Origin of the sequence: Corynebacterium sp. ACRPO (genome assembly GCF_022347205.1) — a bacterium.
Classification (GTDB): Bacteria; Actinomycetota; Actinomycetes; order Mycobacteriales; family Mycobacteriaceae; genus Corynebacterium.
In genome coordinates, this window is record NZ_JAKRNE010000003.1 from 42,245 (window position 1) to 67,390 (window position 25,146).

26 protein-coding genes and 1 pseudogene are annotated in these 25,146 nt (G+C 62.0%); 7 read left to right on the forward strand and 20 right to left on the reverse strand.

What is annotated here, in order from left to right:
* Positions 1-9: 9 nt before the first annotated feature.
* On the forward strand, positions 10-429 hold the full coding sequence (locus MHY22_RS03345) for a hypothetical protein (RefSeq protein ID WP_239278069.1): 420 nt from the start codon (positions 10-12) through the stop codon (positions 427-429).
* 137 nt (positions 430-566) lie between these two features.
* A complete protein-coding gene (locus tag MHY22_RS03350; RefSeq protein WP_239278070.1) occupies positions 567-1,604 on the forward strand; it encodes an HNH endonuclease signature motif containing protein in 1,038 nt (345 codons plus the stop codon).
* A 66-nt stretch (positions 1,605-1,670) separates the two neighbouring features.
* On the opposite strand, the gene guaA is transcribed toward MHY22_RS03350, so the two are convergent.
* A complete protein-coding gene (gene guaA / locus MHY22_RS03355; RefSeq protein WP_239278071.1) occupies positions 1,671-3,245 on the reverse strand; it encodes a glutamine-hydrolyzing GMP synthase in 1,575 nt (524 codons plus the stop codon).
* Between the two features lie 33 nt (positions 3,246-3,278).
* Here guaA and MHY22_RS03360 point away from each other — a divergent pair, with 33 nt between their 5' ends.
* The gene (locus MHY22_RS03360) at positions 3,279-3,650 is read left to right on the forward strand and encodes a hypothetical protein (RefSeq protein ID WP_239278072.1); all 372 of its coding nucleotides are present in this window, start codon (positions 3,279-3,281) and stop codon (positions 3,648-3,650) included.
* A 111-nt stretch (positions 3,651-3,761) separates the two neighbouring features.
* Here the strand turns inward: MHY22_RS03360 and MHY22_RS03365 are convergent, their stop codons facing one another.
* Both MHY22_RS03365 and guaB read right to left on the reverse strand, forming a co-directional pair.
* Entirely contained in the window at positions 3,762-4,925 is a 1,164-nt protein-coding gene (locus tag MHY22_RS03365) for a GuaB3 family IMP dehydrogenase-related protein (RefSeq protein WP_239278073.1), read from the reverse strand.
* A gap of 7 nt (positions 4,926-4,932) precedes the next feature.
* Positions 4,933-6,453 (reverse strand): IMP dehydrogenase, encoded by a 1,521-nt coding sequence (gene guaB, locus MHY22_RS03370; protein ID WP_049378915.1) that lies wholly within the window; start codon positions 6,451-6,453, stop codon positions 4,933-4,935.
* A 119-nt stretch (positions 6,454-6,572) separates the two neighbouring features.
* On the opposite strand from guaB, the gene MHY22_RS03375 reads away from it, so the two are divergent.
* On the forward strand, positions 6,573-6,944 hold the full coding sequence (locus MHY22_RS03375; protein ID WP_005326826.1) for a DUF5319 domain-containing protein: 372 nt from the start codon (positions 6,573-6,575) through the stop codon (positions 6,942-6,944).
* A gap of 3 nt (positions 6,945-6,947) precedes the next feature.
* Here the strand turns inward: MHY22_RS03375 and MHY22_RS03380 are convergent, their stop codons facing one another.
* Positions 6,948-7,703, reverse strand: coding sequence for a hypothetical protein (locus tag MHY22_RS03380; RefSeq protein ID WP_239278074.1), 756 nt, complete (start codon positions 7,701-7,703; stop codon positions 6,948-6,950).
* 65 nt (positions 7,704-7,768) lie between these two features.
* Complete coding sequence (locus tag MHY22_RS03385; protein WP_239278076.1) at positions 7,769-8,341, reverse strand: sigma-70 family RNA polymerase sigma factor; 573 nt, start codon at positions 8,339-8,341, stop codon at positions 7,769-7,771.
* 306 nt (positions 8,342-8,647) lie between these two features.
* On the opposite strand from MHY22_RS03385, the gene MHY22_RS03390 reads away from it, so the two are divergent.
* Entirely contained in the window at positions 8,648-8,950 is a 303-nt protein-coding gene (locus MHY22_RS03390; RefSeq protein ID WP_005326832.1) for a WhiB family transcriptional regulator, read from the forward strand.
* A gap of 27 nt (positions 8,951-8,977) precedes the next feature.
* On the opposite strand, the pseudogene MHY22_RS11600 reads toward MHY22_RS03390, so the two are convergent.
* The 5 genes and pseudogenes from MHY22_RS11600 to MHY22_RS03420 all read right to left on the reverse strand — a co-directional run.
* Positions 8,978-9,869: pseudogene (locus MHY22_RS11600) on the reverse strand (AAA family ATPase); the annotation flags it as partial.
* Between the two features lie 63 nt (positions 9,870-9,932).
* On the reverse strand, positions 9,933-11,549 hold the full coding sequence (groL, locus tag MHY22_RS03405) for a chaperonin GroEL (RefSeq protein WP_239278078.1): 1,617 nt from the start codon (positions 11,547-11,549) through the stop codon (positions 9,933-9,935).
* Positions 11,550-11,557: 8 nt separating this feature from the next.
* A complete protein-coding gene (groES, locus tag MHY22_RS03410) occupies positions 11,558-11,851 on the reverse strand; it encodes a co-chaperone GroES (RefSeq protein WP_005322702.1) in 294 nt (97 codons plus the stop codon).
* Positions 11,852-12,037: 186 nt separating this feature from the next.
* Positions 12,038-13,279, reverse strand: a complete 1,242-nt coding sequence (locus MHY22_RS03415; RefSeq protein ID WP_239278079.1) for an FtsX-like permease family protein — start codon at positions 13,277-13,279, stop codon at positions 12,038-12,040.
* On the reverse strand, positions 13,263-13,868 hold the full coding sequence (locus tag MHY22_RS03420) for an ABC transporter ATP-binding protein (protein WP_239278080.1): 606 nt from the start codon (positions 13,866-13,868) through the stop codon (positions 13,263-13,265). Before MHY22_RS03420 ends, MHY22_RS03415 begins: the two co-directional genes overlap by 17 nt.
* A 112-nt stretch (positions 13,869-13,980) precedes the next feature.
* Between MHY22_RS03420 and MHY22_RS03425 the strand changes: the two genes are divergently transcribed.
* Together MHY22_RS03425 and MHY22_RS03430 are read left to right on the forward strand one after the other, a co-directional pair.
* Entirely contained in the window at positions 13,981-15,123 is a 1,143-nt protein-coding gene (locus MHY22_RS03425; protein WP_239278081.1) for a sensor histidine kinase, read from the forward strand.
* The gene (locus MHY22_RS03430; protein ID WP_239278082.1) at positions 15,120-15,755 is read left to right on the forward strand and encodes a response regulator transcription factor; all 636 of its coding nucleotides are present in this window, start codon (positions 15,120-15,122) and stop codon (positions 15,753-15,755) included. The genes MHY22_RS03425 and MHY22_RS03430 overlap by 4 nt, the downstream gene beginning before the upstream one ends.
* An 18-nt stretch (positions 15,756-15,773) precedes the next feature.
* Here MHY22_RS03430 and MHY22_RS03435 read toward each other — a convergent pair whose 3' ends face one another.
* From MHY22_RS03435 to MHY22_RS11605, 10 genes are all read right to left on the reverse strand, one after another.
* Positions 15,774-17,237, reverse strand: coding sequence for a metallophosphoesterase family protein (locus MHY22_RS03435; protein ID WP_239278083.1), 1,464 nt, complete (start codon positions 17,235-17,237; stop codon positions 15,774-15,776).
* A 122-nt stretch (positions 17,238-17,359) separates the two neighbouring features.
* Positions 17,360-17,788 carry a hypothetical protein gene (locus MHY22_RS03440; protein WP_005326848.1) on the reverse strand — a complete coding sequence of 143 codons (429 nt, stop codon included), beginning with the start codon at positions 17,786-17,788 and terminating at the stop codon, positions 17,360-17,362.
* A 91-nt stretch (positions 17,789-17,879) separates the two neighbouring features.
* Positions 17,880-18,923: a tRNA (adenosine(37)-N6)-threonylcarbamoyltransferase complex transferase subunit TsaD gene (gene tsaD, locus MHY22_RS03445; protein WP_239278084.1), complete on the reverse strand. Its 1,044-nt coding sequence runs from the start codon at positions 18,921-18,923 to the stop codon at positions 17,880-17,882.
* 9 nt (positions 18,924-18,932) lie between these two features.
* Positions 18,933-19,421 carry a ribosomal protein S18-alanine N-acetyltransferase gene (gene rimI / locus MHY22_RS03450; RefSeq protein WP_239235107.1) on the reverse strand — a complete coding sequence of 163 codons (489 nt, stop codon included), beginning with the start codon at positions 19,419-19,421 and terminating at the stop codon, positions 18,933-18,935.
* Entirely contained in the window at positions 19,418-20,125 is a 708-nt protein-coding gene (tsaB, locus tag MHY22_RS03455; RefSeq protein ID WP_239278085.1) for a tRNA (adenosine(37)-N6)-threonylcarbamoyltransferase complex dimerization subunit type 1 TsaB, read from the reverse strand. Before tsaB ends, rimI begins: the two co-directional genes overlap by 4 nt.
* Positions 20,125-20,634 carry a hypothetical protein gene (locus tag MHY22_RS03460; protein WP_239278086.1) on the reverse strand — a complete coding sequence of 170 codons (510 nt, stop codon included), beginning with the start codon at positions 20,632-20,634 and terminating at the stop codon, positions 20,125-20,127. Before MHY22_RS03460 ends, tsaB begins: the two co-directional genes overlap by 1 nt.
* A gap of 163 nt (positions 20,635-20,797) precedes the next feature.
* The gene (locus MHY22_RS03465; RefSeq protein ID WP_239278087.1) at positions 20,798-22,387 is read right to left on the reverse strand and encodes an aspartate:alanine exchanger family transporter; all 1,590 of its coding nucleotides are present in this window, start codon (positions 22,385-22,387) and stop codon (positions 20,798-20,800) included.
* Between the two features lie 89 nt (positions 22,388-22,476).
* Positions 22,477-22,977, reverse strand: a complete 501-nt coding sequence (gene tsaE / locus MHY22_RS03470) for a tRNA (adenosine(37)-N6)-threonylcarbamoyltransferase complex ATPase subunit type 1 TsaE (RefSeq protein ID WP_239278088.1) — start codon at positions 22,975-22,977, stop codon at positions 22,477-22,479.
* Positions 22,967-24,070, reverse strand: coding sequence for an alanine racemase (gene alr, locus MHY22_RS03475; protein WP_239278173.1), 1,104 nt, complete (start codon positions 24,068-24,070; stop codon positions 22,967-22,969). Before alr ends, tsaE begins: the two co-directional genes overlap by 11 nt.
* Positions 24,071-24,152: 82 nt before the next feature.
* A complete protein-coding gene (locus MHY22_RS11605) occupies positions 24,153-25,139 on the reverse strand; it encodes an ATP-binding cassette domain-containing protein (protein WP_370658830.1) in 987 nt (328 codons plus the stop codon).
* Between the last annotated feature and the right edge of the window lie 7 nt (positions 25,140-25,146).

The window sequence follows — 25,146 nt, forward strand, 5'->3', positions numbered from 1 at the left end:
CTTAGCGGCATGAACTTCAACGCTGCCTACGGCGCCATGCGCGAGCACACCACCCCCATCCCCACTCCGCCATGGGTGCGCTTGGGCTCGTCCATCCTCATCGGTGCGGCCGTGGCACTCTTGGCAAGCCGCGCGCATATCTTTGCCGCACTGGTTGGGGCGCTCGTATGCCTCGTGGCGGCCTTCGTCCTCGTCTTTGCCCACCCCTACCGCCGTGCGATGCGCGCTTATGCCGACAAGCGCAATGTCGCTCTAGTTCCTACCATCGCACAGCTCGTGCCACTGATGATTCTGTGGCTTATGGTGATGCTCGCGCCCATCGTGTCCCTGCCCGCGTGGGGCGTCGGGCTGGTGTGGCTAATGGTCTTTGGGCTGAGCTTTTTCGTCTTCCCCCATGTGGATGGCACGCGCCGGCTCGCGTTTGCCTAATCTAAACGACACTTTTCGGGGTTATCCACAGCTTTTTCGGCCCACGGCGGGTATGCAGGGCGGGTTATCCACAGAATTGACCGTAGCGGTTGCGCCGGCCGTGCGCCGGTGTAGGTGCGCGCCGTAGCGTTGCAGGCATGAACGCACTCGAGACCTACCTCACCGCCTTGGGCCCTGGCATGGACATCATCGCCGGGTGCCAAGGCATGTCCGGGTCCGAGCTCATGGACCGCGGCGCGCCCGATGCCATCGCCGCCGATCTGCTGCTTTTGTGCGAAAGCTACTTCGGCCGCACCAAATTTACGCGCCTGCAGCACCGCGCTATTGCCGACGCCCGCCGCAACACCCACTCCATCGCCACCCTTGCTGCCCTAGAACGCATTGTTAACCGCGCGCCCAGCAAGAAGCAGGCCTGGCAGCTGCGCGCGGAATGCTGCGCGATGACCGGCTCGATGAGCCACATCCTTAAACACGCCCGACGGCGCCTGCGCGAGATGAAAGACAACACCGTAACCCCAGGCGTGCGCACTTACCGACGCCCCAATGACTACTGGACGCTGGCCATCACCGGAACCTCTAGTTTCATCGCGGATCTCAACGCCGCCCTGGCCGCGACCGGAAAGCAATCGCTCGAGGCGGTAGAAAAGATCTTCTTTGACCAAGCTGCGGCCGCGCGGGCAGAAGTGGTGACCAATGCCATCGTGCCGTTAGACAAATTCATCCGCATCCGCGACGGCCGCGGCGATGATATCGAGCTCGATCTGACCAATGGCGCCACCATCACCGGCACCGAATATCTGCGCCGCGTGCTCAACGACGTCGGCTTTGCTGGCGACAAAGAAACCGGCTACGTCACGCTCGTGCACCCCGAGGAAGGTCCGGTTAATCTCTACCGCACGGCGCGCGTGGCCAATGACAAGCAGCGCATTATGGCCGCTGCAGAAAATCCACGCTGCGCCTGGCCGGGCTGCAACCAACCGGCCGACCTCTCCCAAGTCCACCACCTCAAGGCGTGGAGCAATGGCGGGGAGACGAATATGAAAAACCTGGTCATGTGCTGCGCTTACCATAATGGTGTCAACGACGATGACCCCAACGCCCCACCTCGGCGCGGCCGCCTCGAGCGGGTGGGCGGGCGCATTGTGTGGCGCCCGCCGTTTACCCCGCACGAGTAAGCGCCGGCGCCAAAACGAGCGAAAAGGCGCTCAGCACTAGACTGAGCGCCTTCTACGCATGCCGTTTTACTCCCACTCGATGGTTCCCGGTGGCTTGGAGGTGCAGTCCAAGACCACGCGGTTGACGTCCTTCACCTCGTTGGTGATCCGGGTAGAAATCTTCTCCAGCACCTCGTACGGCAAGCGAGTCCAGTCCGCGGTCATGGCGTCCTCCGAGGACACTGGGCGCAGCACAATCGGGTGGCCATAGGTACGGCCGTCGCCCTGCACGCCAACGGAGCGGACATCGGCCAGCAGTACTACCGGGCACTGCCAAATCTGGTCATCCAGGCCGGCATTGGTCAGCTCGGTGCGAGCAATAAGGTCTGCCTCGCGTAGCGTCTCCAAGCGCTCCTCGGTTACCTCACCGATGATGCGGATACCCAAGCCCGGGCCAGGGAATGGCTGGCGGCTAACGATCTCTTCTGGCAAGCCCAGCTCGCGGCCGACGGCGCGAACCTCGTCTTTAAACAGCAGGCGCAGCGGCTCGACCAGCTTGAACTCCACGTCATCTGGCAGACCGCCGACATTGTGGTGAGACTTAATATTCGCCGTGCCATCGCCGCCGCCAGACTCGACAACGTCAGGGTACAGAGTGCCTTGGACGAGGTAGTCGATGGTGGAGCCTGCGGGGGCGTCGTCAAGCACGCCTGCAACCGCGCGCTCAAAGGAACGGATAAACTCCGCGCCGATGGCCTTGCGCTTGGCTTCTGGGTCGCTAACGCCTGCCAGCTTTTCCAGGAAGGCAGCGCGCTCATCCGCAGTCACCAGCTTCGCGCCGGTGGAGGCAACGAAGTCCTTTTCTACCTGCTCGCGCTCGCCGGCACGCAGCAGGCCGTGGTCAACGAAGACACAGGTGAGGCGATCTCCAATGGCGCGCTGCACCAGTGCGGCCGCCACAGCGGAGTCCACACCGCCGGACAGACCACAAATAGCGCGGCCTTCCTCGCCCACCTGTGCGCGGACATCCGCGATGAGCTGCTCGGCGATATTATCGGCCGTCCAATTCTGCTCTAGGCCAGCGATCTCGGTAAGGAAACGGGTAAGCACCTCTTGGCCGTGCGGCGAGTGGAGCACCTCAGGGTGGTACTGCACGCCGGCCATCTGCTTGGCTGGGCACTCCATAGCGGCAACGGGAGCACCGGCCGAAGTAGCAGTAACCTCAAAGCCTTCGGGAGCGGCAGATACGGCATCGCCGTGGGACATCCACACTTTGTGGGTAGCCTCCAGGCCTTCGTGAAGTACACCGCCCTTAACATTCATATCGGTACGGCCGTACTCACGCTCGCCGGTGGAAGAGACAGTGCCACCAAGCGCATGGTTCATGGCCTGGAAGCCGTAGCAAATGCCGAAAACCGGAATGCCGAGCTCAAGTAGCTCCGGCTTGAGGGCCGGGGCGCCATCGGCATATACGGAAGAAGGTCCACCCGACAAAATGAGAGCGGCTGGATCCTTTGCTTTAATTTCCTCTACAGAAGCGGAGTTGGGGACAACCTCGGAGTAAATCTTGGCCTCGCGCACGCGACGGGCAATAAGCTGCGCGTACTGAGCGCCAAAGTCCACAACGAGGACGGGGCGCGGGGTAGTATTTGGCTTAGTCACGCCCCATAGTCTAACCCACTAAACTGATAGCTTATGAAGCGCTTGACTATTGTGCTCGCCGCGGGGCTGTTGTTGTGCGGTTGTGACGCCACCCCAACTACGGCCGAGGTGGCGTCTGCGCTGGATGAACAAGGCCCGCAACAGGTGACGCTTCCGGCCGCGGAAGTCTTTGGAAGCGAGTGGGATGAGTGGGTTCCATTGTGCGGCACGCAGCAGGCAGAGCGCGTGGGGCATCCAGAAGTAGCGCAAAATTCGGTGGTTCTACGCGCGAGCGGCGAAGAAAAGGTTGTAGAGCTCAATCCCTCGGGAGTACGCGTGTGCCCAGTCCACAACGCAGGGCAATGGCGGCCGATGACGGGCAAGACCACGTGGAGGCGCGAAGGCGGCTGGCAATTGGTTTCCTAACCACTCTCCTACCTCGCCACCTGGCATCTGTTCAGCGGCGAAGGAAGCAATAGGGCAAAGAAACGCGGCTGCGCCAAGAAGGCACAGCCGCGTCGGGGACTCTCGCGCGGATTAGTAGCGAACGGCGAGTTCGACCTTCTGGAAGGACTTCAGGTCGGTGTAGCCGCACTTGGCCATGGACCGGCGCAGCGCGCCGACCAGGTTGGTGCGGCCGAAGGGCTCGCTGGAGGGACCGTGCAGCACGGTTTCCAGCGACGGGGCGGCCGACTCTTCGGCGGCTTCGGCCGAGGTACCAGTGGTGAGGAAATCGACGTCCAAGTCGGTATCGGCCCCGGAGAACTGGACGAAGCCGCGTGGGAAACGCGGGTGGCCGGCTGTGGCGGGCCAGTACCAGCCCTTGCCGCCGGCCTCGCGGGCTTGGGCAAGCAGTGGGCCGAGAGCAACACCGTCAGCGCCGCAGGCAAAAGCCTTGGCAATATTGCCGGAGTTTTCAAACTCGGTATCGGCGATGATGTGTACGTAGCGGCCGCCGGTCTCGTCGAGGTAGTCGCGGCGGGCTGCGGCGGCGTCGGCAATCGCAGTGCCCATGGCCGAGTCGATGCCCACGGTCTCGGCGTTGGTGGTCACACCCGCGCCTACGATGACGCCGGCCGCGCCGGTGCGCATCAGGTGTAGCGCGGTGGTGTAGTCGGTGACTCCGCCGGCAATGACGGGAACGTCAAGGGAGCCAATGAACTCCTTGAGGTTCAGCGGCTCACCACCGGTAGCCACGTGCTCGGCCGAGACCAGGGTGCCCTGGATAAACAGCAACTCGGCACCGGCCGCGATGACCTTCGGGGCCATCTCGCGAGCATTTTGGGGGGATACGCGCACAGCAACGGTGACACCGGAGTCGCGGACTTGGGAGATGCGCTCGGTAAGGAGGGCGTCGTCAAGCGGGGCGGCGTGCAGCTCCTGGATGATGGAGTTATCGCCCGGCTGCGAGTAAATGCGGGCTAGGGCGCCCTCGAGGTCCTTGTGACGGCCCCACAGGCCCTCGGCATTAATGACGCCCAGGCCGCCTTGCTTGCCCATCTCGATGATGAACTCGGGGGTGGCGAGCGCATCAGTGGGGTGGGACACGAAGGGGATGTCGAAGGTATAGGCGTCGATGTGCCAGGTGGTGTCCACGTCCTTGGAGGAACGAGTGCGGCGCTGCGGCACGATGGATAGTTGCTCTAGATCGAAGGTACGGCGGGCCTCGCGGCCGATGCCGATTTCGGCGTATTCACGCATGATATTCCTAGCGGTAGTTTGGTGCTTCTGCGATTTGCTGCAGGTGGTGCGGGTGGGATTCCTTTAGGCCCGCGGCGGTGATTTGAACGAAGCGCTTGGTCTTCAGCTCGGCCAGGGTGGCGGAGCCGGTATAGCCCATCGAGGCGCGCAGACCGCCGATAATCTGGTGCACGATGGCATCGATATCGCCGCGGAAGGGCACGCGACCCTCGACGCCTTCCGGAACCAGCTTGTCCTCGCTGCGGACGTCGGCCTGGAAGTAGCGGTCCTTGGAATAGGAGCGCTTCTCGCCGGAAAGTCCGCGACCCTGCATGGCGCCCATGGAGCCCATGCCACGGTAGCGCTTGTACTGCTTGCCCTGGTAGACCACGATGTCGCCGGGGGCTTCGGTGGTACCGGCAAACATGGAGCCCAGCATGACGGTATCGGCGCCGGCCGCCAGGGCCTTGGCGACGTCGCCAGAGTACTGCATACCACCATCGCCGATAACCGGCACACCGGCCGGTCCAGCTACTGCGGCGGCCTCCATCAGGGCGGTAATCTGCGGCGCGCCCACGCCGGCGACGACGCGGGTGGTGCAAATGGAGCCCGGGCCGATGCCGACCTTGATGGCGTCGGCACCGGCATCGATCATTGCCTGTGCGGCCTCGCGGGTGGCGAGGTTACCGCCGATGACATCGACCTTGGAACCGAAATCCTTTTGCACGCGGGAGACCATTTCCAGCACGCGGTTGTTGTGGGCGTGGGCGGAGTCGACGACGAGGGCGTCCACGCCGGCGTCGACAAGCGCGGCGGCGCGCTGGTAGGACTCTTCCCCGGTACCGATGCCGGCCGCAACCAACAGGCGGCCGGCCGAGTCCTTGGACGCGTTGGGATACTGCTCGGTCTTGACAAAGTCCTTGACGGTAATCAGGCCGGTGAGCTTATTATCCGCATCGACGATGGGCAGCTTTTCCACCTTATTGGCCGAAAGCAGTTCGAGGGCTTCCTTTTTAGATACACCCTCGCGCGCAACAACAAGCGGCATGGCCGTCATGACTTCACTGACCTTGCGGTCAAAGTCAGGCTCGAAGCGCATATCGCGGTTGGTGCAAATGCCCACCAGGGTGCCGTCCTCGTCTACCACCGGCAGGCCGGAGATGCGGAAGCGGGCGCACAGCGCGTCTACTTCCCCGATGGTCATATCCGGGCGGGCGGTGATGGGGTCGGTGACCATGCCGGACTCGGAGCGCTTCACAATCTCTACCTGCTCGGCCTGGTCCTCGGTAGAAAGGTTGCGGTGCAGCACGCCGATGCCACCCTGGCGGGCCATGGCAATGGCCATGCGGGCCTCGGTCACGGTATCCATGGCGGCCGAGGCAAGCGGAACGCCGAGGCGGATATTGCGGGTAAATTGCGCGCCGGTATCGACCTCGGAGGGCACGATATTGGATTCGGCGGGCAAAAGGAGCACATCATCAAAGGTCAGGCCGCGCAGGGCTACCTTGTTCGGGTCATCTCCACCAGTATGAATACGGTTCTCGCTCATCGAGGTCTCTCCTTAACAGGTTTAGCGGCTAACCTAACTGTAGTGCGTTGCCGGCCGACGACACCATTTGGGCAGGGGGTAAATTGCCTCGGGCGAGCAAGTTCAATAGGCTCGCAGGCGTGAACTTCTTCGCCAATATGCCCCGCGATCCTTTCGCCGACGACCCGAATGACCCAGCCTCCTTTTTGGAGGAGGACGAGCAGGTCATGCCGCTTACCGACGACGACCGGATCGCCATCATCCACGACCTCGCGCTGGTGCAGAAATTCGCCTCCATCCTCGGCCCACGCGGCATCGATGGCATCTTCTTCCTGTGCGAGGATTGCCAGGAGAACCACTTCTATGAGTGGGATATTATGGCCGCTAATATGCGCGCTACGCTCGAAGGGGAGCTAGCGCCCGTGCATGAGCCGGGCGCCGAGCCAGATCCCTCCCGCTACGTGCCTTGGGACTACGCCTTGGGCTACTTGGACGGCCTAGAGGGCCGCTAGTTTCTACTGCTGCTGGCCCAACTCGATGGTGGTCGTCGGCTCATCCTCAACGTTGGGATTGGGCTGCGGGTTTGGCTGCCCTTGTTCCGTGACCACCACGGTTTCGGTGGCGTACTGAGTTTCGGTCACGGTGACCTGCTCCGGTTGCTGTTCCGGTTGCGAAGCTTCTTCCGCCACGGTTTCGGTGGCAGTCTCCGTCACGGTGTGCGGGGTGGGCTTCGGGTGCGCAGAGCGCTTTCGATCCGCCTCGCGGTTGGCGGCGATGGCCTTTTCTTCTTTGCCTTCGGCCTCATCCAGCTTGGCGCGGGCATCCTTCATCAATTCGCGAGCGCCTTCAATATCGCCTTCGGCCGCGCGAGATTCCATCTCTTCCAGCGTGCCAGCCAGCTCTACATTGCGGGTCTTATCGCCCTTATCAAAGGTTCCGGCGTGCAGCATGGCTCCACCGGCTCCAGCGATGACTAGAGTTGCGGCCGCCGCACCGATAAGCCCATGTACGAACGGGCCGCCACGGTGGCGCTTGCGGGCCTGGCCTAGGTCGATGACCTCAGGCTCAGCATCGGCGCCTTCTACCAGCGGGGCTGGAGGCATCTGCTTGTCGACGTCCCCCTTTAACTCCAGCAGCAGCTCCGCCAGGTCATCCTGGCCGTCGGAAGGGTTAGTTCCCTTCGAAAGCTCGGTGAGGAATGCATCATCATCTACCAAGGGCTGGAGCTGGTCTGCTAGGCCGGCATTATCGCCGTGGTGCTTCGGTGCCATGATGGTGTCTCTCCCCCTTCCTTTCTATTAAGAGATATCTGCTGTAAGAGTCGGCCTCTAGGCCCTTAGCGCGCAGTTTCCTGGGCGGCTTGGAGAGCCTTTCGCAATTGAGCGAGTGCTCGGTGTTGCGCGACACGAACCGCACCTGGGGTGGAACCCACAATTTCCGCGGTCTCTTCTGCCGACAAACCGTTGAACACGCGCAGAATAACGATGTTTTTCGCCTTGTCACTTAACGTATCGAGCAAGGCGCGCATTCTGTTACTACCGTCGGCCTCCAATGCCCACTCTTCAGGGGTTGCGTCACGCGCGGAGTCTTCCGGAATTTCTTCGGTAGGGGTGGACTTATCGCGCCCCATGGCGCGGTGGGCATCGGTGACCTTATTGAACGCGATGCCGTAGACATAGGCCATAAACGGGCGGCCTTTGTCCTCGTAGGAGCCAATAGAGGTGGCAACTGCAAGACAGATCTCTTGGGCTACATCCTCCGCGGTAGGTTGGCGACCGCCACCGATGCGGGCGCGGCAGTAGCGCAGCACCTGCGGGTGAATGATCCGCAGGACTTTTTGCAGCGCTCGACGGCTGCCGTCGACGGCATGCGGGACGAGATCCGCTAGCTCCTGTTCCTTATCACTCACGTATGCACCCTCTGACATGTTTTAAACCGGTAACTAACCATATTGGCACACGGGAAGTTTATGCAAAGGCGACGCGCGACCCCAGCGCCTGCACAACCCGAGCGGCAGAAAATTCATAAACCGTTAACCTTTGCCGTTTCCGCTGGTAGACCGTGGTGCAGGCGGGGTGAGCATGGGAAGAATACCTAAAAGTCAAAAATCGGTAACCCACCGTTTACCCACGCACGAAACACTACGTGAGGTTGCTTCCCGTAACGCTGCGGAAGCCACACTAGAATTCTCGCCCTTACAAAGGAGCTAAGTAACGTGTCTCAGCCTCATTTGCTTCCCGGTCCCACCGCTGACCTGTGGGATTGGCAGCTACAAGGCGCCTGCCGCGGAGAAAACTCGGACGTGTTTTATCACCCAGATGGCGAGCGCGGCCGCGCCCGCGCCCAGCGCGAGAACCGTGCCAAGGCCATCTGCAATTCTTGCCCGGTCATTGATCTGTGCCGCGAGCATGCCCTGCAATCCGCCGAGCCTTACGGCGTCTGGGGCGGAATGAGCGAATCCGAGCGCGTCGTTGCACTGCGCCAACGTCGCCGCGCCGCAGCGCCGGTCAACGCTTAAGGCAGAAGGTTAGGAGGAGACGAGGGCGTCGGCAAGAAAGCGCCCCGTCACTGAGTCTTGCTGCTCGGCTAAATCGGCCGGGGTGCCGCTAAAGACAAGCTGGCCGCCGGCCGAACCGGCACCGGGCCCCAAGTCGATGGCGTGATCCGCATGCGCGAGAACGGCCAGATTGTGGTCGATGCAGACGACGGTATGTCCGGAGTCCACCAGCTCATCCAGCAGCGCCAGAATCCGCGCGGTATCCGCTGGGTGCAGGCCGGTGGTGGGCTCATCGAGGACCAGCACATCAGCGGTAGATTTCTTATCGCTCAGGTGCGCCGCAAGTTTGAGGCGCTGACGCTCGCCGCAGGACAAAGTAGATAGCGGCTGGCCTAGGGCGACATACCCCAGGCCGACGGTGCACAAGGTATCGCAGATTTTCGCCGCGGCCGGTGCCCTCGCATTCGGGGCACATGCCGCCGGTGCGCTCGAAACGGCGCACCTCCTTGGTGCCGTTAACCTCGATGGCGCCCTGGCCGGAGGCGGAGGGCACATTAAAGGAGTAGGCCGCCGGGCCGCCGGCGCGCGGGGTGGCCATGCGCGAGTACAGCACGCGCAGCATGGCAGTGATACCGGTGGCGGTGCCAAAGGTGGAGCGAGAGGAGGCGGCCATGGGCTCCTGGCCCACCACGATGGCGGCCGTAAGATGCTCTAGCTTATCGACGTCCGGCCGGGCCAACGACGGCATAAACCCCTGCACGAAGCCGGGGTAGGTCTCGTTGATAAGCCGCTGGGACTCGGCCGCGATGGTGTCGAAGACCAGGGAGGACTTGCCGGAGCCGGATACACCGGTGAGGACGGTGAGCTGGCGCTAGGGGATGGACAGGGCGATATCGCGCAGGTTGTTTTCGCGCGCGCCGGTGACCTTGATGTATTCCACGGCCCTAGTCTAGGCACAACAAAACCCGCCGCGCGGGAAGCGGGCGGGCGTTGTTGGGAAGGTTTAGTGCTGGTGGCCGTGACCGGCGTCAGCAGGCTGCTCTTCCTGTGGTTTTTCCACCACGGAGGCCTCGGTGGTTAGAACCATACGGGCCACGGAAGTGGCATTGACCACGGCCGAGTGGGTGACCTTGACTGGGTCGATAATGCCGTTATCGATGAGGTTGCCGTACTCCAGGGTATTGGCGTTGAAGCCCTCACCGTTAGACATCTCGGCGACGCGGGAGACGACGACGGCGCCGTCGAGGCCAGCGTTTTCGGCGATCCAGAACGCCGGACGGGTCAGGGCGCGGGCGACGGCGAGAACGCCGACCTTAGCCTCGCCCTCGAAGCCCTCGGCAAAGGACTCGAGTTCCTTGGAAATCTGGACCAGCACGGAGCCGCCGCCGGCGATGACGCCCTCTTCGACGGCCGCGCGGGCCGCGTTGATGGCATCTTCGACGCGCAGCTTGCGCTCGTTGACCTCGGTCTCGGTAGCGGCGCCAACGCGGATGACGGCCACGCCACCGGAAAGCTTAGCCAGGCGCTCCTCGAGCTTTTCCTTATCCCAGGTGGAATCGGTGCGCTCGATCTCGCGACGGATCTGCTCGCGGCGTTCCTCTACTGCTTCAGCGGTGCCGCCGCCATCGACGATGACGGTGTCATCCTTGGTGATGGTCACGCGGCGGGCAGAACCCAGCACGTCGAGGCCAGCCTCGTTGAGGTTAATGCCCACCTCTGGGTCGATGACGGTGGCGCCGGTAACGACGGCCAAGTCATCCATGAATCCCTTGCGGCGCTCGCCAAAGTACGGGGCCTTAACGGCAGCGACCTTGAGCACCTTGCGGATGGAGTTGACGACGAGAGCCTGCAGCGGCTCGCCCTCGACGTCCTCCGCAATAATGAGGGTCGGGCGGTTGGTCTCGGCGATCTTCTCCAGCAGCGGCAGGAAGTCCGGCAGGGAGGAGATCTTGTTGCGGACGAGCAATACTGCGGCGTCGTCCAGCACGGCGTGGTAGGTCTCTTCCTCCGTAGCGAAGTACGGGGAAAGGTAGCCCTTGTCAAAGGAAATACCCTCGGTGACATCGACGGCGGAGTCGATGGTCTGGGATTCCTCGACGGTGACCACACCGTCCTTGCCCACCTTGTCCATGGCGCCGGCAACCATCTCGCCGACCTCCGGGTCACGGGAGGAGACGGTGGCTACCTGGGCGATTTCAGAGGAGGAGTTGACCGCGGTGGCGCGGGCCTTGAGCTCCTCGACGGCCTTTTCGGCCGCCGCCGCGATGCCGCGGTTGAGCTCGATGGGGTTGGCGCCGGCCGCTACGTTGCGCAGGCCCTCGAAGATGAGCGCCTGGGCCAGCAAGGTAGCGGTGGTGGTGCCGTCACCCGCGGTGTCATTGGTCTTGACCGCAACGGACTTGACCAGCTGCGCGCCGAGGTTCTCGAAGGGCTCCTCAATGTCGATATCGCGGGCGATGGTCACGCCGTCATTGGTGACGGTGGGGCCACCGAAAGCCTTGGACAGCACGACATTGCGGCCGCGCGGGCCGAGGGTGACCTTGACGGCATCAGCCAGCGTATCGACGCCGCGCTGGATTCCCTCGCGGGCTTCTTGGTCGAATGCAATGAGCTTTGCCATATTTGGGCCTACTTCTCGATGACGGCGAGCAGGTCACGGGAGGACAGCAGCAAGTACTCCTCACCGTTGTACTTCAGCTCGGTGCCGCCGTACTTGGAAAAGACAACGGTATCGCCCTCGTTGACGCCTACCGGGGTGACCTCACCCTTGTCGTTGGTGCGGCCTGGGCCTACGGCAACGACGGTAGCTTCCTGCGGCTTTTCCTTGGCGGAATCTGGGATAACCAGGCCGGAAGCGGTGGTGGTTTCAGCTTCTACGATCTGTACGAGGACGCGGTCCTCGAGAGGCTTAATGTTTGCCATGATGTTTCCTCCGTAGTGTTCGTATGCGCGCCGGTATGGCGCGCGCGTGCCGGTTGTGGATGTCCAGCACAGCCGTCGTCGCGGGTGAACAACTGTGGGTCAAACAACCTGATTAGCACTCTACCCTCGTGACTGCTAACCCTCAACAATGACCCGGCCCACATTCCTACGCCCTCAGCGATCCCTTCAGCGCTCTCGTTGCCCGGCGCACACGAAGCCGGCCAGCGCCAGCTTGACGACGCCCAGGGCGATAAACATGACACCAAAAATCACGGCGAAGGCCGGCCACCACAGCTCGTCTACCAGCGTTCGGCCGAAGGAAACCTGTGGGGTGAGCAGGTGGTGGAGTGGGAGGAGCGTCGCCAAGCACAGCGCCCACACCACGCCGGCCGCAGTAAGGGTAAGGCAGGCCGCCTCCCCCACTTGCACGCGCGCCCAGGCCGAGGGGGTGGCGCCAGCCAGAGTGAGGCCGCGGATATCGGAGGCGATGCGCCCGCGCATCAGCAGCGAGGTAAGCACGGCGCCCACGATGCTGGGTGCAAAGACCGGCCCTAAAAGGGCGACAAAGACCTGCCACGAGGACAAGGTGCCGCCGGCGCCTGCGTCGTTTCCAAAGCGCAGGCCCGAGCCGACGGCGACGATAAAACCGCCGACCAGCACCCACGGCACGATGTGTGGGGTGGAAAAGTGCCGGCGCACGCGCACGTTGGCCCCAGCGATGCCGGCCGTGCGGGTCCATTGGTCGATGCCGGGCATGAGCCAAGGTAAGAAGAGGGCGACGAGGATGACAAGCCCCATTTCGGCCGACAAGAGATCACCCGGGTCATCGATGTGCAGGCACCCATAGACCGTGCCGCCGACGGCCACGGCCGCAAGCAGGAATTTCACCAGAAGCCACGCCGGGTGTGCGGTAGTGCGCGGCCGGAATACGCGGCGCAGTGGAGGCAGTGCACCAACCAGGGCCGCGGACGTGCAGACGGCTACCGAAATGACAACAACCTGGCCGGTTATGGCAATGTCCGGCATGGGAATGCCGTCGCTGCGCAGGGCGCGCACGCACGGTGCGAGCAGCGGATGGGCCGGCAGCACACCGAGGAGCCCGGCGACCGCGCTGACCACTGCGACGTGGCCCAGGATGAAAGAGAGAATCATCCAGCCGGGCATGCCCACCATGCGCCAGGAGCGGTAGACCGGCTCGCGCTCGGCAATGATAAGGCGCATCTGCGATAGCGTCACCAACACCACCACGCACAGGGCCATGCCCAGCACCGTGCCACCCAGCGGGCCGGCGGGATTTTCTTCGGCGCCCGAGGAAGCCACCAGCATGGCCAGCGCCAGGGTGCACGAGGTGGAAGACACTACCAAGGTCAGCGCCACGGCCAGCCACGATAGCCAATTGGACTGTAGGTCCTTAAGCCACACCAGCATGGGCCACCTCCTCTAAGGAGATGATCCGGTCGGCCGCCTCAGCGGCGAAGTGCGAGTGAGTCACCATGACCACGCTGGCGCCATCGCGGGCGGCGGCGCGCAGGTGGGAAAGGACGGTGGATGCGGTGGCATCGTCAAGCGCGCCCGTGGGCTCGTCGGCGAAGATATAGGGCGCCTGGGCCAGCAGTGCCCGGGCGACGGCCACGCGTTGCTGCTGTCCGCCGGAAAGCTGCGCGGGCAGGCGGCGCTCCAACCCGCTAAGGCCAAGCGAGTCAAAGACCGCAGCCACCTTGCCGCGTGTAGGGCGCCGGCCGGAAAAGCGCGCGGTCAAGGTAGCATTGCGCTGCGCGTTGAGGGATTCCAGCAGGTTATAGTCCTGGAAAACAAAGGCTCGCTGCTTGCGCCCCGGCGCATTGACTCGGCCGGAAGTGGGCTTATCTAGCCCGGATAACAGGTTCAGCAGCGTGGTTTTGCCGCTTCCTGAAGGTCCCATGATGGCGACGAATTCTCCTGGGGCGATAGACACATTGACGCGATTGAGCACGGTGTGGCGGCCGTAGCGCTTGCTGAGGTTGTCTGCTTTTAACATGCCTTTGATTCCACTCGGCCGCGCAGAAGAAAGACATGGGGCGGGCTACCCGGAAAATGGTAGAGCTAGCTCTACTGCCCCCACCGCGGCAGGGCGGCTAGGCTCATGGGTTATGCGAACCCTCAAAGCCTGCGCGTGGAGCCTCGTCCTCGGCGCGCTATTTATCCCGGCGTTGGTGGTTTCGGTACTGATGCTGCCGTGGATTCCGCTGGTGGGACGCGCCGCGGAATTTGTCGGCCGGTTGGGTGCGCAGTGGATGGGTGTACAGATCCCACCCCGGCGTGCGGGCCGTTGGTTTGATTGGCAGCAGTTTTATCACCTTATTGTGCAGCTATTGATTTCGGCTGCCTGCTTTGCCGCGTGGACTGCCGTGGGTTTTACGGCGGGCGTCCTGGTAATTGCGCCGTTCGTGCCAAAGGCCGAATTCTCCTTTGGCGAGTGGTCCACCACCAACCGGCCGCTCATTTTCTTCACCTGCTGGCTCACCGCGGCGCTGCTGGTGGCTTTATTGGTGGGACTTAACCGCCTCTTGGTCTTGGCATCGACCTCGCTGACTCGGCTGGCATTGAGTCCTTCGGCCGAGGAGTTGGCGGCCTCGCGTGCCACGCTTATCGATGCCTTCTCCGGCGAGCGCCGCCGCATCGAGCGCGAGCTGCACGATGGCCCGCAGCAGTACCTCACTGCGCTCAAGCTCAACTTGGCCGCAGCGAAATTGCAGGCCCCTCCCGAGGCGCAACCGGCCCTGGCCGATGCGGAACATAATGCCTCTTTGGCCTTGGCCTCCCTGCGGGCGACGGTGCGCGGCATCGCCCCGCAGGTGCTTTTCGACGCCGGATTAATCCCCGCCCTCGACGAACTCCTCGCCCACTCCGGGCTGGAGGCAGAGCTACACGTCGAAGGCGCCGAGCGCTCCGTGGATGAAACCACTGCCCTGCTGGCTTACCACGCGGTGGCCGAGGCGCTTACTAATGCGTCCAAGCATGGCGCGGCCACTGAGGCGATGGTAACGGTTGCTTTCGGGCAGACGTTGCGCCTAGACATCGTTGATAATGGCACCGGACCCTGCCCCGGCCCCGGAGCTGACCTCGGCCACACGGCCAAGGAGCCAGCTGAGACGGGCACCGGTCTCGCCGGGCTGCGCGAACGCGCCGCCGCACTGGGCGGCACGGTGAACTTTTCGGCAGCAGATGACACGACTGCGGGTGAACGCGGTGGCCGGCTGCAGGTCGAATTACCGCTAAAGGAGGCGGAATGAAACTACTACTGGCAGAAGACTCCGCGCTATTGCGCGCGGGGCTCGAGCAGCTACTCAGCGCTCTGGGGCATAGCGTTACGGCGGCCACCGATGCCGAAGAACTGCGCGCTATTGCCGGGCAGAAAGATTTCGACCTGATTATCAGCGATGTGCGCATGCCACCGACCATGACCGACGATGGCTTGCGCGCCGTGTATGACCTGCGAGCAGCCAATCCCACCCAGCCGGTGGTGGTGCTGAGCCAATACGTAGCGGCAAGCTACCTCGACCGGCTCTTGGAGCACGGCGGCTTTGGCTACCTGCTCAAGGAGCGTGTTTCTGATGTGGAAGAATTCGTGCGCACGCTAGACGAGGTCGCCCGCGGCGGCACCGTGGTGGACCCAGAGGTCGTAACTGCGCTGCTGTCGGCGCGGCGTACTGGTTTAGCCCAGCTCACCGCCCGCGAGCGGGAGGTACTGGGGCTTATGGCCCAAGGATTGAGCAATAAAGAAATTGAAGACACGCTCGTTCTTACCGCCGGAGCGGTAAGCAAGCATGTCTCCAATGTGTTTATGAAGCTCGGGTTTCGGCCCGAGGATTCCAACCGGCGGGTCAAGGCCGTATTGGCGTGGCTGCGCCATACGGAGCGCTAGCCAATGGGGCGACGCTAGCTACTTCTTCGAGCTGAGCCCGCCGAAAATATCGCTGGAGCTCAGGGAGCTGCCGTCCTTCGGATCCTTAGGCACCGCTGGGGTGTCTGGGTCGGTGGACTCGGCGGAGTCGGCGGGGTTGGTGGCGTCGTCGGCAGGCGCAGCGCCGCGGTCCTTCTTCTTGAGGGAAACCTTGTCCACCAGCGTGTTATCTCCTGCGTTGAAGGTGGTGAAGGTGAGCTTGTCATCGGTGACATCCACTCGCATGTAGTCCTCGGTGTAGTCCTGGCGCCACATAGCGGTGGACTCGTGGGCAAGCTTTGGATCGATGGTCTCCATGCGCGCGCCCTTGTGCTTTTTGTTATTCACGTCGGTGAAGTCGTAGTACTTGCCGCCGCCCGCGGTGGTGGTGGTCAGGTACAGCGCCTCGCCCTCCTTGGGCTCGAGAACGTCGCCGCGCTGCGGCTTCTTTTCAGGCAGGACCGGCTTATTGTTCTTCATCAGGTGGCTGCGGGTGTAGATGTGATCATGGCCGGAGAGCACGGCATCGACGTTGAGCTCAGAGAGTACCGGAGTGAGCTTCTCGCGCAGGTTGGTGACGTCCTTATCAAAATAATGGGTGCCCTGGGAGTATGGGCCGTGGTGCATGCCAACGACGATCCAGTCATTATCCGCGCCGCGGGATTCGATGGCTTCGCGCAGGAACTGCTCGTGGCGGGCGATATCGGCGTCGGAAGAAGCATTGGAGTCCAAGCCGATGAAGAGTACGTTATTGCGCTCGAAGTAGTGGTCGCGGATATCGTCCGCCTGGTGCGGGTTAGAGAAGTGCTCATCATGGTGCTTCATGGTGAGGTTATAGGTCTCATGGTTACCTGGGACCGTGTTGGTGGGGATGTGGCGGATCTCCGGAGCGGAGAAGTACGCATCGTACTGCGGCACATGGGCGCCCCAGCCCTCAACCTGGTCACCCAGAGACCAGATCATGCTGGCATTCGGCACATGGGAGGCCGCGCGGCCGATGGTCTTGCGCCACTGTTCGGCTTGCTCATCCACCTTGAGGTCCACGCCGATCTGCGGGTCCGCGACGGTAAGGAAGGACCAGTCATCGCCATTGGAGCCGGTGTTGAAAGTCTCTGGCTCGGACCAGCCGCCTTCCTCGGAGCCAACGCGGTAGGTGTACTCGGTATCCGGGTGCAGATCGGTGGCGGTGGCGAACTGGGACTTATACAGCAAGGCGCCAAAGTCGCGCTCGTCGGCGTGGAAGGTGGTGGTGCCTTCTGGGCCGGTAACCTCGAGGACCTCGTCTGCCTTGGACTTGGTGCGCCAGGTGACCATGACCTGGGATTCATCCTCGCCCGGCTGCAGAATGGTGCGGTAGATGGGCGAGTCAGCGGCCAGCGCCGGGGTGGCGGGCACGATGGCGGTGGCGCCACCTACTGCGAGGGCGGTGGCGAAGGAGGCGACGAAGCGCGATGAACGGAGCATACAGTTTTCACCTTTGGAGTCTTAGAAGAAGCGGTACGGCTCCCTAGAACACCATAAGAATGTGAACACCGTATTACGAGCGCGCGAAAAGCGTTTGAACCCTACCTGTGAGGGGCTGGGGTTTAGAGGCTCTTATCGGAGTTGATAACGGCCGCGCGCCAGAGGGTGTATTCCTCCGGGTTATCTTCGCGGTAGTTCTTCACTGCGCGAATGCCCTGTTCCACGGATTCGATGACGGTATCGATGGTGGTGTCTTCGCCCTCGGCATCAACGAAAATGACGGGGCCGCAGATGGAGCGGATGGGGTCCTGCAGGAAGGCGGCGTTGCCGGTGGCGGCTGCGTTGCGTGCCAGGGAGGCTACCGGGTTCGGCTCGGCGCCTTCGGCCTTAGCTTCTGGGTTGTAGAGTGCGGCGTAGGTGGTGCCATCTTCTTGGAATACAACGGATACGCGGTCCTCGGTGGTGCCGCCCAGGAACTGGTTGGCGTGCTCCAGCTCAAATTCAAGCTTGCGGCGGGTGAGATCAGGGTTGACAAGGAAACCGACGGTCATGAGAGAAAGCTCCTTCAGAAAGCCAAGAGGGCATGAACGCTCCTTAGCGTACCGGCCCCGCGCCCCGCCTGCAGCGCGAGCGAGAAGAACTTTAGGTTAACTGCGGCTCTTCCACATCCAGCTGGGTATCGGTGCCTACGCCGAGGCCAGAGGGCTGGGCACCTTCATGGATGAGTTGCGCGCCGATGGCCGCGATCATCACGCCGTTATCGGTGCACAGCGAAAAGCGCGGCACACGCAGTTCCACCCCGGCGGCAGCGCAGCGCTCGGCGGCCAGCTCGCGCAGGCGGGAATTAGCGGCCACGCCGCCTCCCAGTAGCAGCACCCGGGCGCCGGTGTCCTCGCAGGCACGCACGGCCTTGGCAGTCAGGACATCTGCCACGGCTTCTTGAAAGCTGGCGCAGACATTTTCAACGCTGATGGTCTCCCCTGCCTTTTCGGCGCGCTCCACATAGCGGGCCACGGAGGTCTTGAGTCCGGAGAAGGAGAAGTCGTGGCGGTGCGGGCCGCGCAGGTCCTCGGCGCGAGACATGCCGCGCGGGAAATCGATGGTGGCTTCGCCGCGGGCAGCGAGCTTATCAATCACCGGGCCGCCCGGGTAACCCAAACCGAGGAGGCGGGAGACTTTGTCGTAAGCTTCACCGGCGGCGTCGTCAAGCGTAGAGCCCAACTCGCGCATGGGCTTGCCGACGGCCTCTACTTCCAACAGCTGCGTATGCCCGCCCGAGACCAGAAGGGCCACCGAGTGCGGCAGCTCTTCGCCTTCCAGGTTGGCCACGGCAACATGGCCGCCCAGGTGGTTAACGCCGTAGAAGGGCACGCCCCAAGCCGCGGCATAGGCCTTGGCGGCCGAGGCTCCCACCAGCAAGGCACCGGCCAGGCCCGGCCCCACGGTAGCGGCGATGGCATCCGGCTTTTCGATGCCCGCCTCATTCAACGCCGCCTGCATGACCTGCGGCATGGCCTCAAGGTGTGCGCGGGAGGCGATTTCCGGGACGACGCCACCGAAACGCGCATGCTGCTCCATGGAGGAAGCAACGGCGTTAGCGATGATGTCCATGCGGCCGTCCTCGCGAAGCTCGACGATACCCACTCCGGTTTCATCGCAGGAGGACTCGATGCCCATGATCTTCATGACTGCTCCTTAATCTTCTGGGCGCTCGGACTGGCGCGGGCGCACCATCACGTGCGCATCCGCCCCGGAAGGTTGGTAATAGTTCTTGCGGATCCCCTGCTTGGCAAAGCCGTAGCGCTCATACAGGCCAATAGCGGGATCATTGCCCACGCGAACTTCGAGGAAGACCGGGGCGTCCTTGAGATCCGCGATATGGCAGATATTGTCCATCATCATCCGCGCGATGCCGCGGCGCTGCGCGGCGGGGTCGACGCCGATGGTGTGGATTTCAAACTCCGGATCCGCGGCTGGGCCCATCATGCCGATGCCCGCATAGCCCAAAAGCTTTACCGGCGCCGGTTCTTCGATCGCGCCTTCCACCCCGAGATAGAAGTTGAAGGGCTGGGCCATTTCTTCCCGGAAAATCCGGCTGGACCACGGGGTTTCTCCGGGAAATAGGACCTCTTCCAGCTCGGCGCACCGGGGTGCATCGGCTGGGGTTAGCTCGCGCAGCTTCACAGCTCGACCTTCGGGATGGCGGCAGAAAGCTGTTGCTGCTTCGGAGGGACCGCATCTGGGCGGCGTAGATACAGCGGCACGACGGGAGCCGGTTCTGCCTCTAGGTCGGCCGCGGCAACGAGGGCTGCCGCGGTTGGCTGGGCCGCGCGGTGCGGCAGGGCGGCGAGCAGCTCGGGGAGTTGCTCAGCAAGGCGGTCGGGGATGATGACCTCGGCGGTGGAGGTAAGTTCCACCTCGAGTTCGGCCGGTTTCGTGACCGCGGGGCCAAAAATGCGCTGCACACCGGAGTCGGTAGCGCGATAAGTGGCCCAGTAGATCTCCTTGCGGCGAGCATCGGTAGCTACCAAGGCGGTGGCTTCGTCGGCCGCGGCGGCAGGATCTACGTGAAGCTCGGCGGCGGCCGCGATGGCATCGTGGGTGCAGATGCCGTGGAGGGGGATCGAGAGGGCGTCGGCAAGCGCGGAGGCCGTCGCCATACCCACGCGCAACCCGGTAAATGGACCCGGGCCCACGCCGGTGACCACCGCATCGAGATCGGAATACTCCATGCCCGCTTCTGCGAGGACCTCGGTGATGGTAGGAATGAGCAGCTCATTATGCGCGCGGGTATCCTCCAACACACGCTCGGTGGTCTGCCCGGTGGCGGTATCCACTACCCCGGTAACCAGGGCGGTGGTGGCCGTATCGATCGCGAGGACGCGCATTAGGCGACCATCTTCCAGGTGCCATCCTCGCGCTGGAAGCCCAGCGGCTGGGTGCCCTGGATCATGGGAACGCCGCCATCAAGGCTCTGGCCCTGCTGCTCCATGGCCTTGACCTGCATGTCAATCATCTCGCACACCTCGACCTTCTCCGGATCCAGCTCTTCGATGAAGGGCTTAGCGCTCTGGGAAATGGCTACCGCGTAGCTCTTGCCTTCCGGCACCGCACCGTCTTCAAAGGTGATGTTCTCGGTATCGATCTGTGCCTCTTTAACCTTGTCTTCACGCATGCCCGGGCAGATGAAACCAATGGCAGGGTATTCCTCGCCATAGACGTCGGTGGGCATGACGGTCATGACCTCCAAGTTATTTGGCGCCTTGGCCAGCGTGGAGGTGAGGTTTCCCTCCAAGTGGTTTTCCTCGCGCAGTGTGGAGGAAGCAAGAAGAACCATCATGACAACGATAAAGATGGCGATGATGGCGGCGGTGAGGTTGCGAGCGAATTTAGTCATGGGATGAGTATGGCTCCTTGAAAAAAGTTTAAGTTTCAGGCGGGCGGCGGTAGTTCTGGCAACCGATGCTACCTGGTTAACCGCAACACAAAACCCACAGGGTAGTGCCTGCCAGTGTAGGCGGGCGACCCTGTGGGTGAGTAATTAACGCGCGATATTGTAGCTATAGCAACAGCAAGAGCAACACCTGCGAGGCAATAATCTTGCCGATAATTGTGGTGGGATAGACCGTGGCCCATCCGCGGCCGGCCAGCTCGGTGCCGGTTTGATCACGAATATAGGCAAAGACTGCGGGGTTGGTGGTCATACCGGCCGCACAGCCCATGGCCTCGTCCCACTTCAGCTTGAGCACCAGCATGCCGATGACGCCGATCAGGATGGCGGAGACCAACGTGATGATAAGGCCCACGCCCATGATGGTCAGGGAGGACGGATCCGTCAGGGCATCGCGGAAGGAGGCGCCGGCCGAAGTGCCCACGCCGGCGAGGAACAAGGTAAGGCCCATATTGGACAAGGTCTCACGGGTGTGGAATGGCATCTGCCAGTTCAACGGGCCGGTACGGTTGAGGTAGCCCAAGAGCAGGCCGACGACCACGGGGCCGCCACCAAAGCCCAGCTGCAGGGTGGAACCGCCCGGCATCGGAATCGGAATGAGGCCAAGCAGCATACCCAAGGTCAGTCCGATGGCCATGGACAGCAGGTCCGCATTACCCAACGCGGCCTCAGAGTCGCCGAGGTATTTGCGCACGTACGGCAGGCGGCTCGGGCTGGTGACCACGCGAACGCGATCCGAGTAGTTGAGCACGGTGTCCGGGTGCGGGACGAGGTCCTTATCGCCCTTACGGATACGAGCGATGATGAAGCCGTGGTCGAGGGCCTTGATCTCGCGGACAGACTTACCGGCAATTTCCGGGTTGGACACGGTAACGCGACTGTACTTGAGACCGGCTTCCTCGGTCAGCTCCACTGGGTGTTCCTCACCCAAGATCTCAATGGCCTTGTCGACGGCCTCTTCGGAGCCATTGAGCAGGTATGCTTCACCCTCGCACAGTGGCATTTCCGGGACGGCGAGGCGATGGCGTTCCTCATCGGAGATGATACGAGTAGCCACCACGGTCTGGCCGGTAACGCGGTAGATATGGCCAGCGGTGTCATTGAAGTTCTTGGTCAGGCGCACGCCTTTGGCTACGAGCTCGGCGGGAATCATGCCCTCTGCGCGGGCATCTTCCTCATGGTTCACCTTGACAACCTTGGCGCCGATGGCGGCGACGAGAATCGCGCCGATTACCGCACCTGGGTAGGCCAAGGAGTAGCCAACGACCGGAGTGGAATCGCCCACCATTTCCACCACAGCGGCCATGCCCGGCGTGGAGGAGAGCGAACCGGCGAACATGCCGACGGCCTCTGGCACGCTCAGGCCAAAGCCACGGATGAGGCCATAGCCAACCGCAACCAAGACAACCAACATGCCCAGCATGAAGACGGTGAGCTTCCAGCCGCGGGTTTTAAACTCGCGAACAAAGGAAGGCCCGAAGCTGAGGCCAATGGCATAAACGAAGATCGCCAAGCCAAATTGATAGACCAGCGGCGGAATTTGGATATCCGGATTGGCAGTAGATAGACCCAGCGCCACAAACATCGCAGCCGCGGCACCGAGAGAGATGCCGAAGATCTTGATCTTGCCAATCGCTAGACCCACCGCCATGATGACGAAGAGAGAAAGCAAAGGACTTGAGGCGAGAAAATTCAACACCTTAATAGAATTACGTAGTGGTTATACCCGGATCAAGTCAGCGGTCTGGGATATTCATCACTTAAATCACTTTTATATACAGAGATGTGCTATGCACCATTTTTCCAAGACCATGTGAAGCGGCGAACATCTTCGTCTGCGCCGGCATACTCTGCCGGCTCGCGGTCAATGCTGATAAATAGGTAGCGCTCCGCAATCTGCTCTACTAGTCCCCCGCCCCATTCGGCAATAACCACGGCGTCCTCTAGCTCCGTGTCCAAGTCCAAGGCGTCCAGTTCCCCTAGCGGGTCCCCGGAATTAGCACCGCCTTCATCGAGCAGGCGGTAGGCATCCACATGCACAAGGTCTGGCCCACCCACCGTGGAGCGATGCACGCGGGCGATAACAAAGGTCGGCGAGGTAACGCGACCTTTAACGTGCATGCCCTTGGCGACGCCCTGCGTCAGCGTCGTCTTTCCAGCCCCCAACGGACCATCCAGAATCACTACATCGCCGGCTTCAAGCACCGCACCTAGCTCTTCACCAAAGGCATAGGTTTCTTCCACCGTGGATAGGTCGCGGCTGCCAGATTCCGGAAAGCTATTGCGCATCTTCTTCTCCTATATATTCGCGTTCGGTGCGGCCATCGGGCAGGCAGACAACCTCGTAGTTAATGGTGCCTGCTGCCGCGGCGAGATCCGTGGCCGATACTCCCCCGTTGCCAAAGATCACGGCTTCTTGGCCTGGCTCTACGCCATGCGGGTTATCACCCAAGTCCACCACGATCTGATCCATACAGATTCTTCCTACCTGTGGGTAGAGGTGCCCACCAATGCCCACGCGCAGGTCGCCCTGATAGCCGCGCGGCAGGCCATCTGCGTAGCCGCAATCCACCGTGGCTAAGAAACCCGGCTTATCCGCTTTCCAGGTCAATCCATAGCAGGTGCCCTCCCCCGGCTGAATGGGCTTTACATTAAAAATCTGCCCGGACCAGGTCATGGCCGGCCGCAGGCCATGCTCGAGCCCTTCAATCGGTTCCAAACCATAGCAGGCGACACCTACGCGCACCTGCTCGAAATAAGAGGAAGGACGCGTCAGTACGGCAGGTGAATTGGCCAGGTGGTTAACCGGGCACTCCAGTCCAATTTCGCGCGCGAGCCGCAGGGCCGTGCGGAACGCCTCTTCCTGGGCGTCATTGTGCGGATTATCCGGCTCACCGGCACACGCAAAGTGGGACATGAGCCCGAGCACCTTGATGTGCGGGGCATCGCGCAACACCTTAAAGGTCTCTGCCCAATCCTCTTCATCCACACCGGAGCGGTGCATGCCGGTTTCCACCTTGACGTATACCTCAGCGGGAAAATCGGCCTTGACTAGCTTATGCGCCTGCTCCAGGGAGTTGACCGCTACCTCGATTCCATTGGCCAAGGCTTCTTCGAGGATTTCATCTGTTTGCCAGATCCAGGCCACGATAGGCGCATCCACGCCTGCGCGGCGCAGGTCCACCGCCTCCCGCAGGGTGGCCACGCCAAAGCAATCCGCACCGGCGCGCGCCATCACGGGCACAACCTTGGCTGCGCCGTGCCCGTAGGCATCGGCCTTGACCACGCACATGAGCTTGACCTCAGGCCCCACCTTTTCCTTGATGAGGCGGACGTTGTGCGCAATGGCGGAGAGATCAATCGTGGTTTTCAGCATGCCCACCATTGTGCCACTGCTCACCCTTGTGCTGAATTCGGGCGGGGTGTGGCGCACTGACTCGCGATACCTCCACCTTGGAGCCGGCTCATCCAATGTCCTCTATCGAAACTTGCCTCGTAAGTTCTATCCGCGAGCAGAAATCTTCATCATGGCTCACCACTAGCAATGCGCCCCGATAGTTTTTCAAGACCGAGACCAACCAATCAACAGTTGAAATATCAATGTTGTTGGTCGGCTCATCGAGCATTAGCAATTGCGGCGCCGGATCCGCTAAGAGCACTCTGGCGAATTCCGCCCTAAATCTTTCGCCTCCCGAGAGAGTCCCTGTCAACGCATGAACCGAGTCAGATTGAAACAACAACTGAGCAAGCTGATCACGGATGAACTGCGGATCCTCTCGTGGATTCGCGTTAGTAACCACGTCCCATACGCTTAGAGAAGGATCTAATCCAATTCGTTGACGCAAATACCCCGAGTTGCCGATCACGTAGCCCGCCTCACCGGAGTTAATTCGGTTTAAGAGCGTGGTCTTGCCACTTCCATTTGGTCCTGACAAGCGCACCCGTTCTGGGCCGACAATCGTCAGCCCAGGAATCGAAATAACCCGCTTTCCTTCCGGCAGCTCAGTTTGTGGCAGCTCGATATAGACCGAATCATCATCTCGTATGTTTCGCTCAGCTCGAGCTAAAGAGCGTTGGGCCTCTTCAACTGCGCCTGAATGGATCTGCGCTCTGCGCGATGCCGTCTTTTCGGATCGCTGCTTATCAAGCTTCATCGTCATGCCTGGTTTGCGCTTCGACTCCGCGAACTTCTTTCCACGGCGCGCATCACGCGCAATCCGTGTTTGCATTGCTTGTCGTTCGCGGAGTTGCTGCTTATAAGTCGCCTTGGCGGTAGATACTGCTTTTTGAGCTACTTCCTGTTCTGCATTAATCGTGGCTAGGTAGTCGGAATAGTTGCCGTGGAAGAAGCGTAGGTTCCCATCCCTTAATTCCGCTACCTCGGAAACTACATCCAACAGGTCTTTGTCATGGCTTACCACTAGCACCGGCGCCGCGGCATTTACCAACATATCTTTC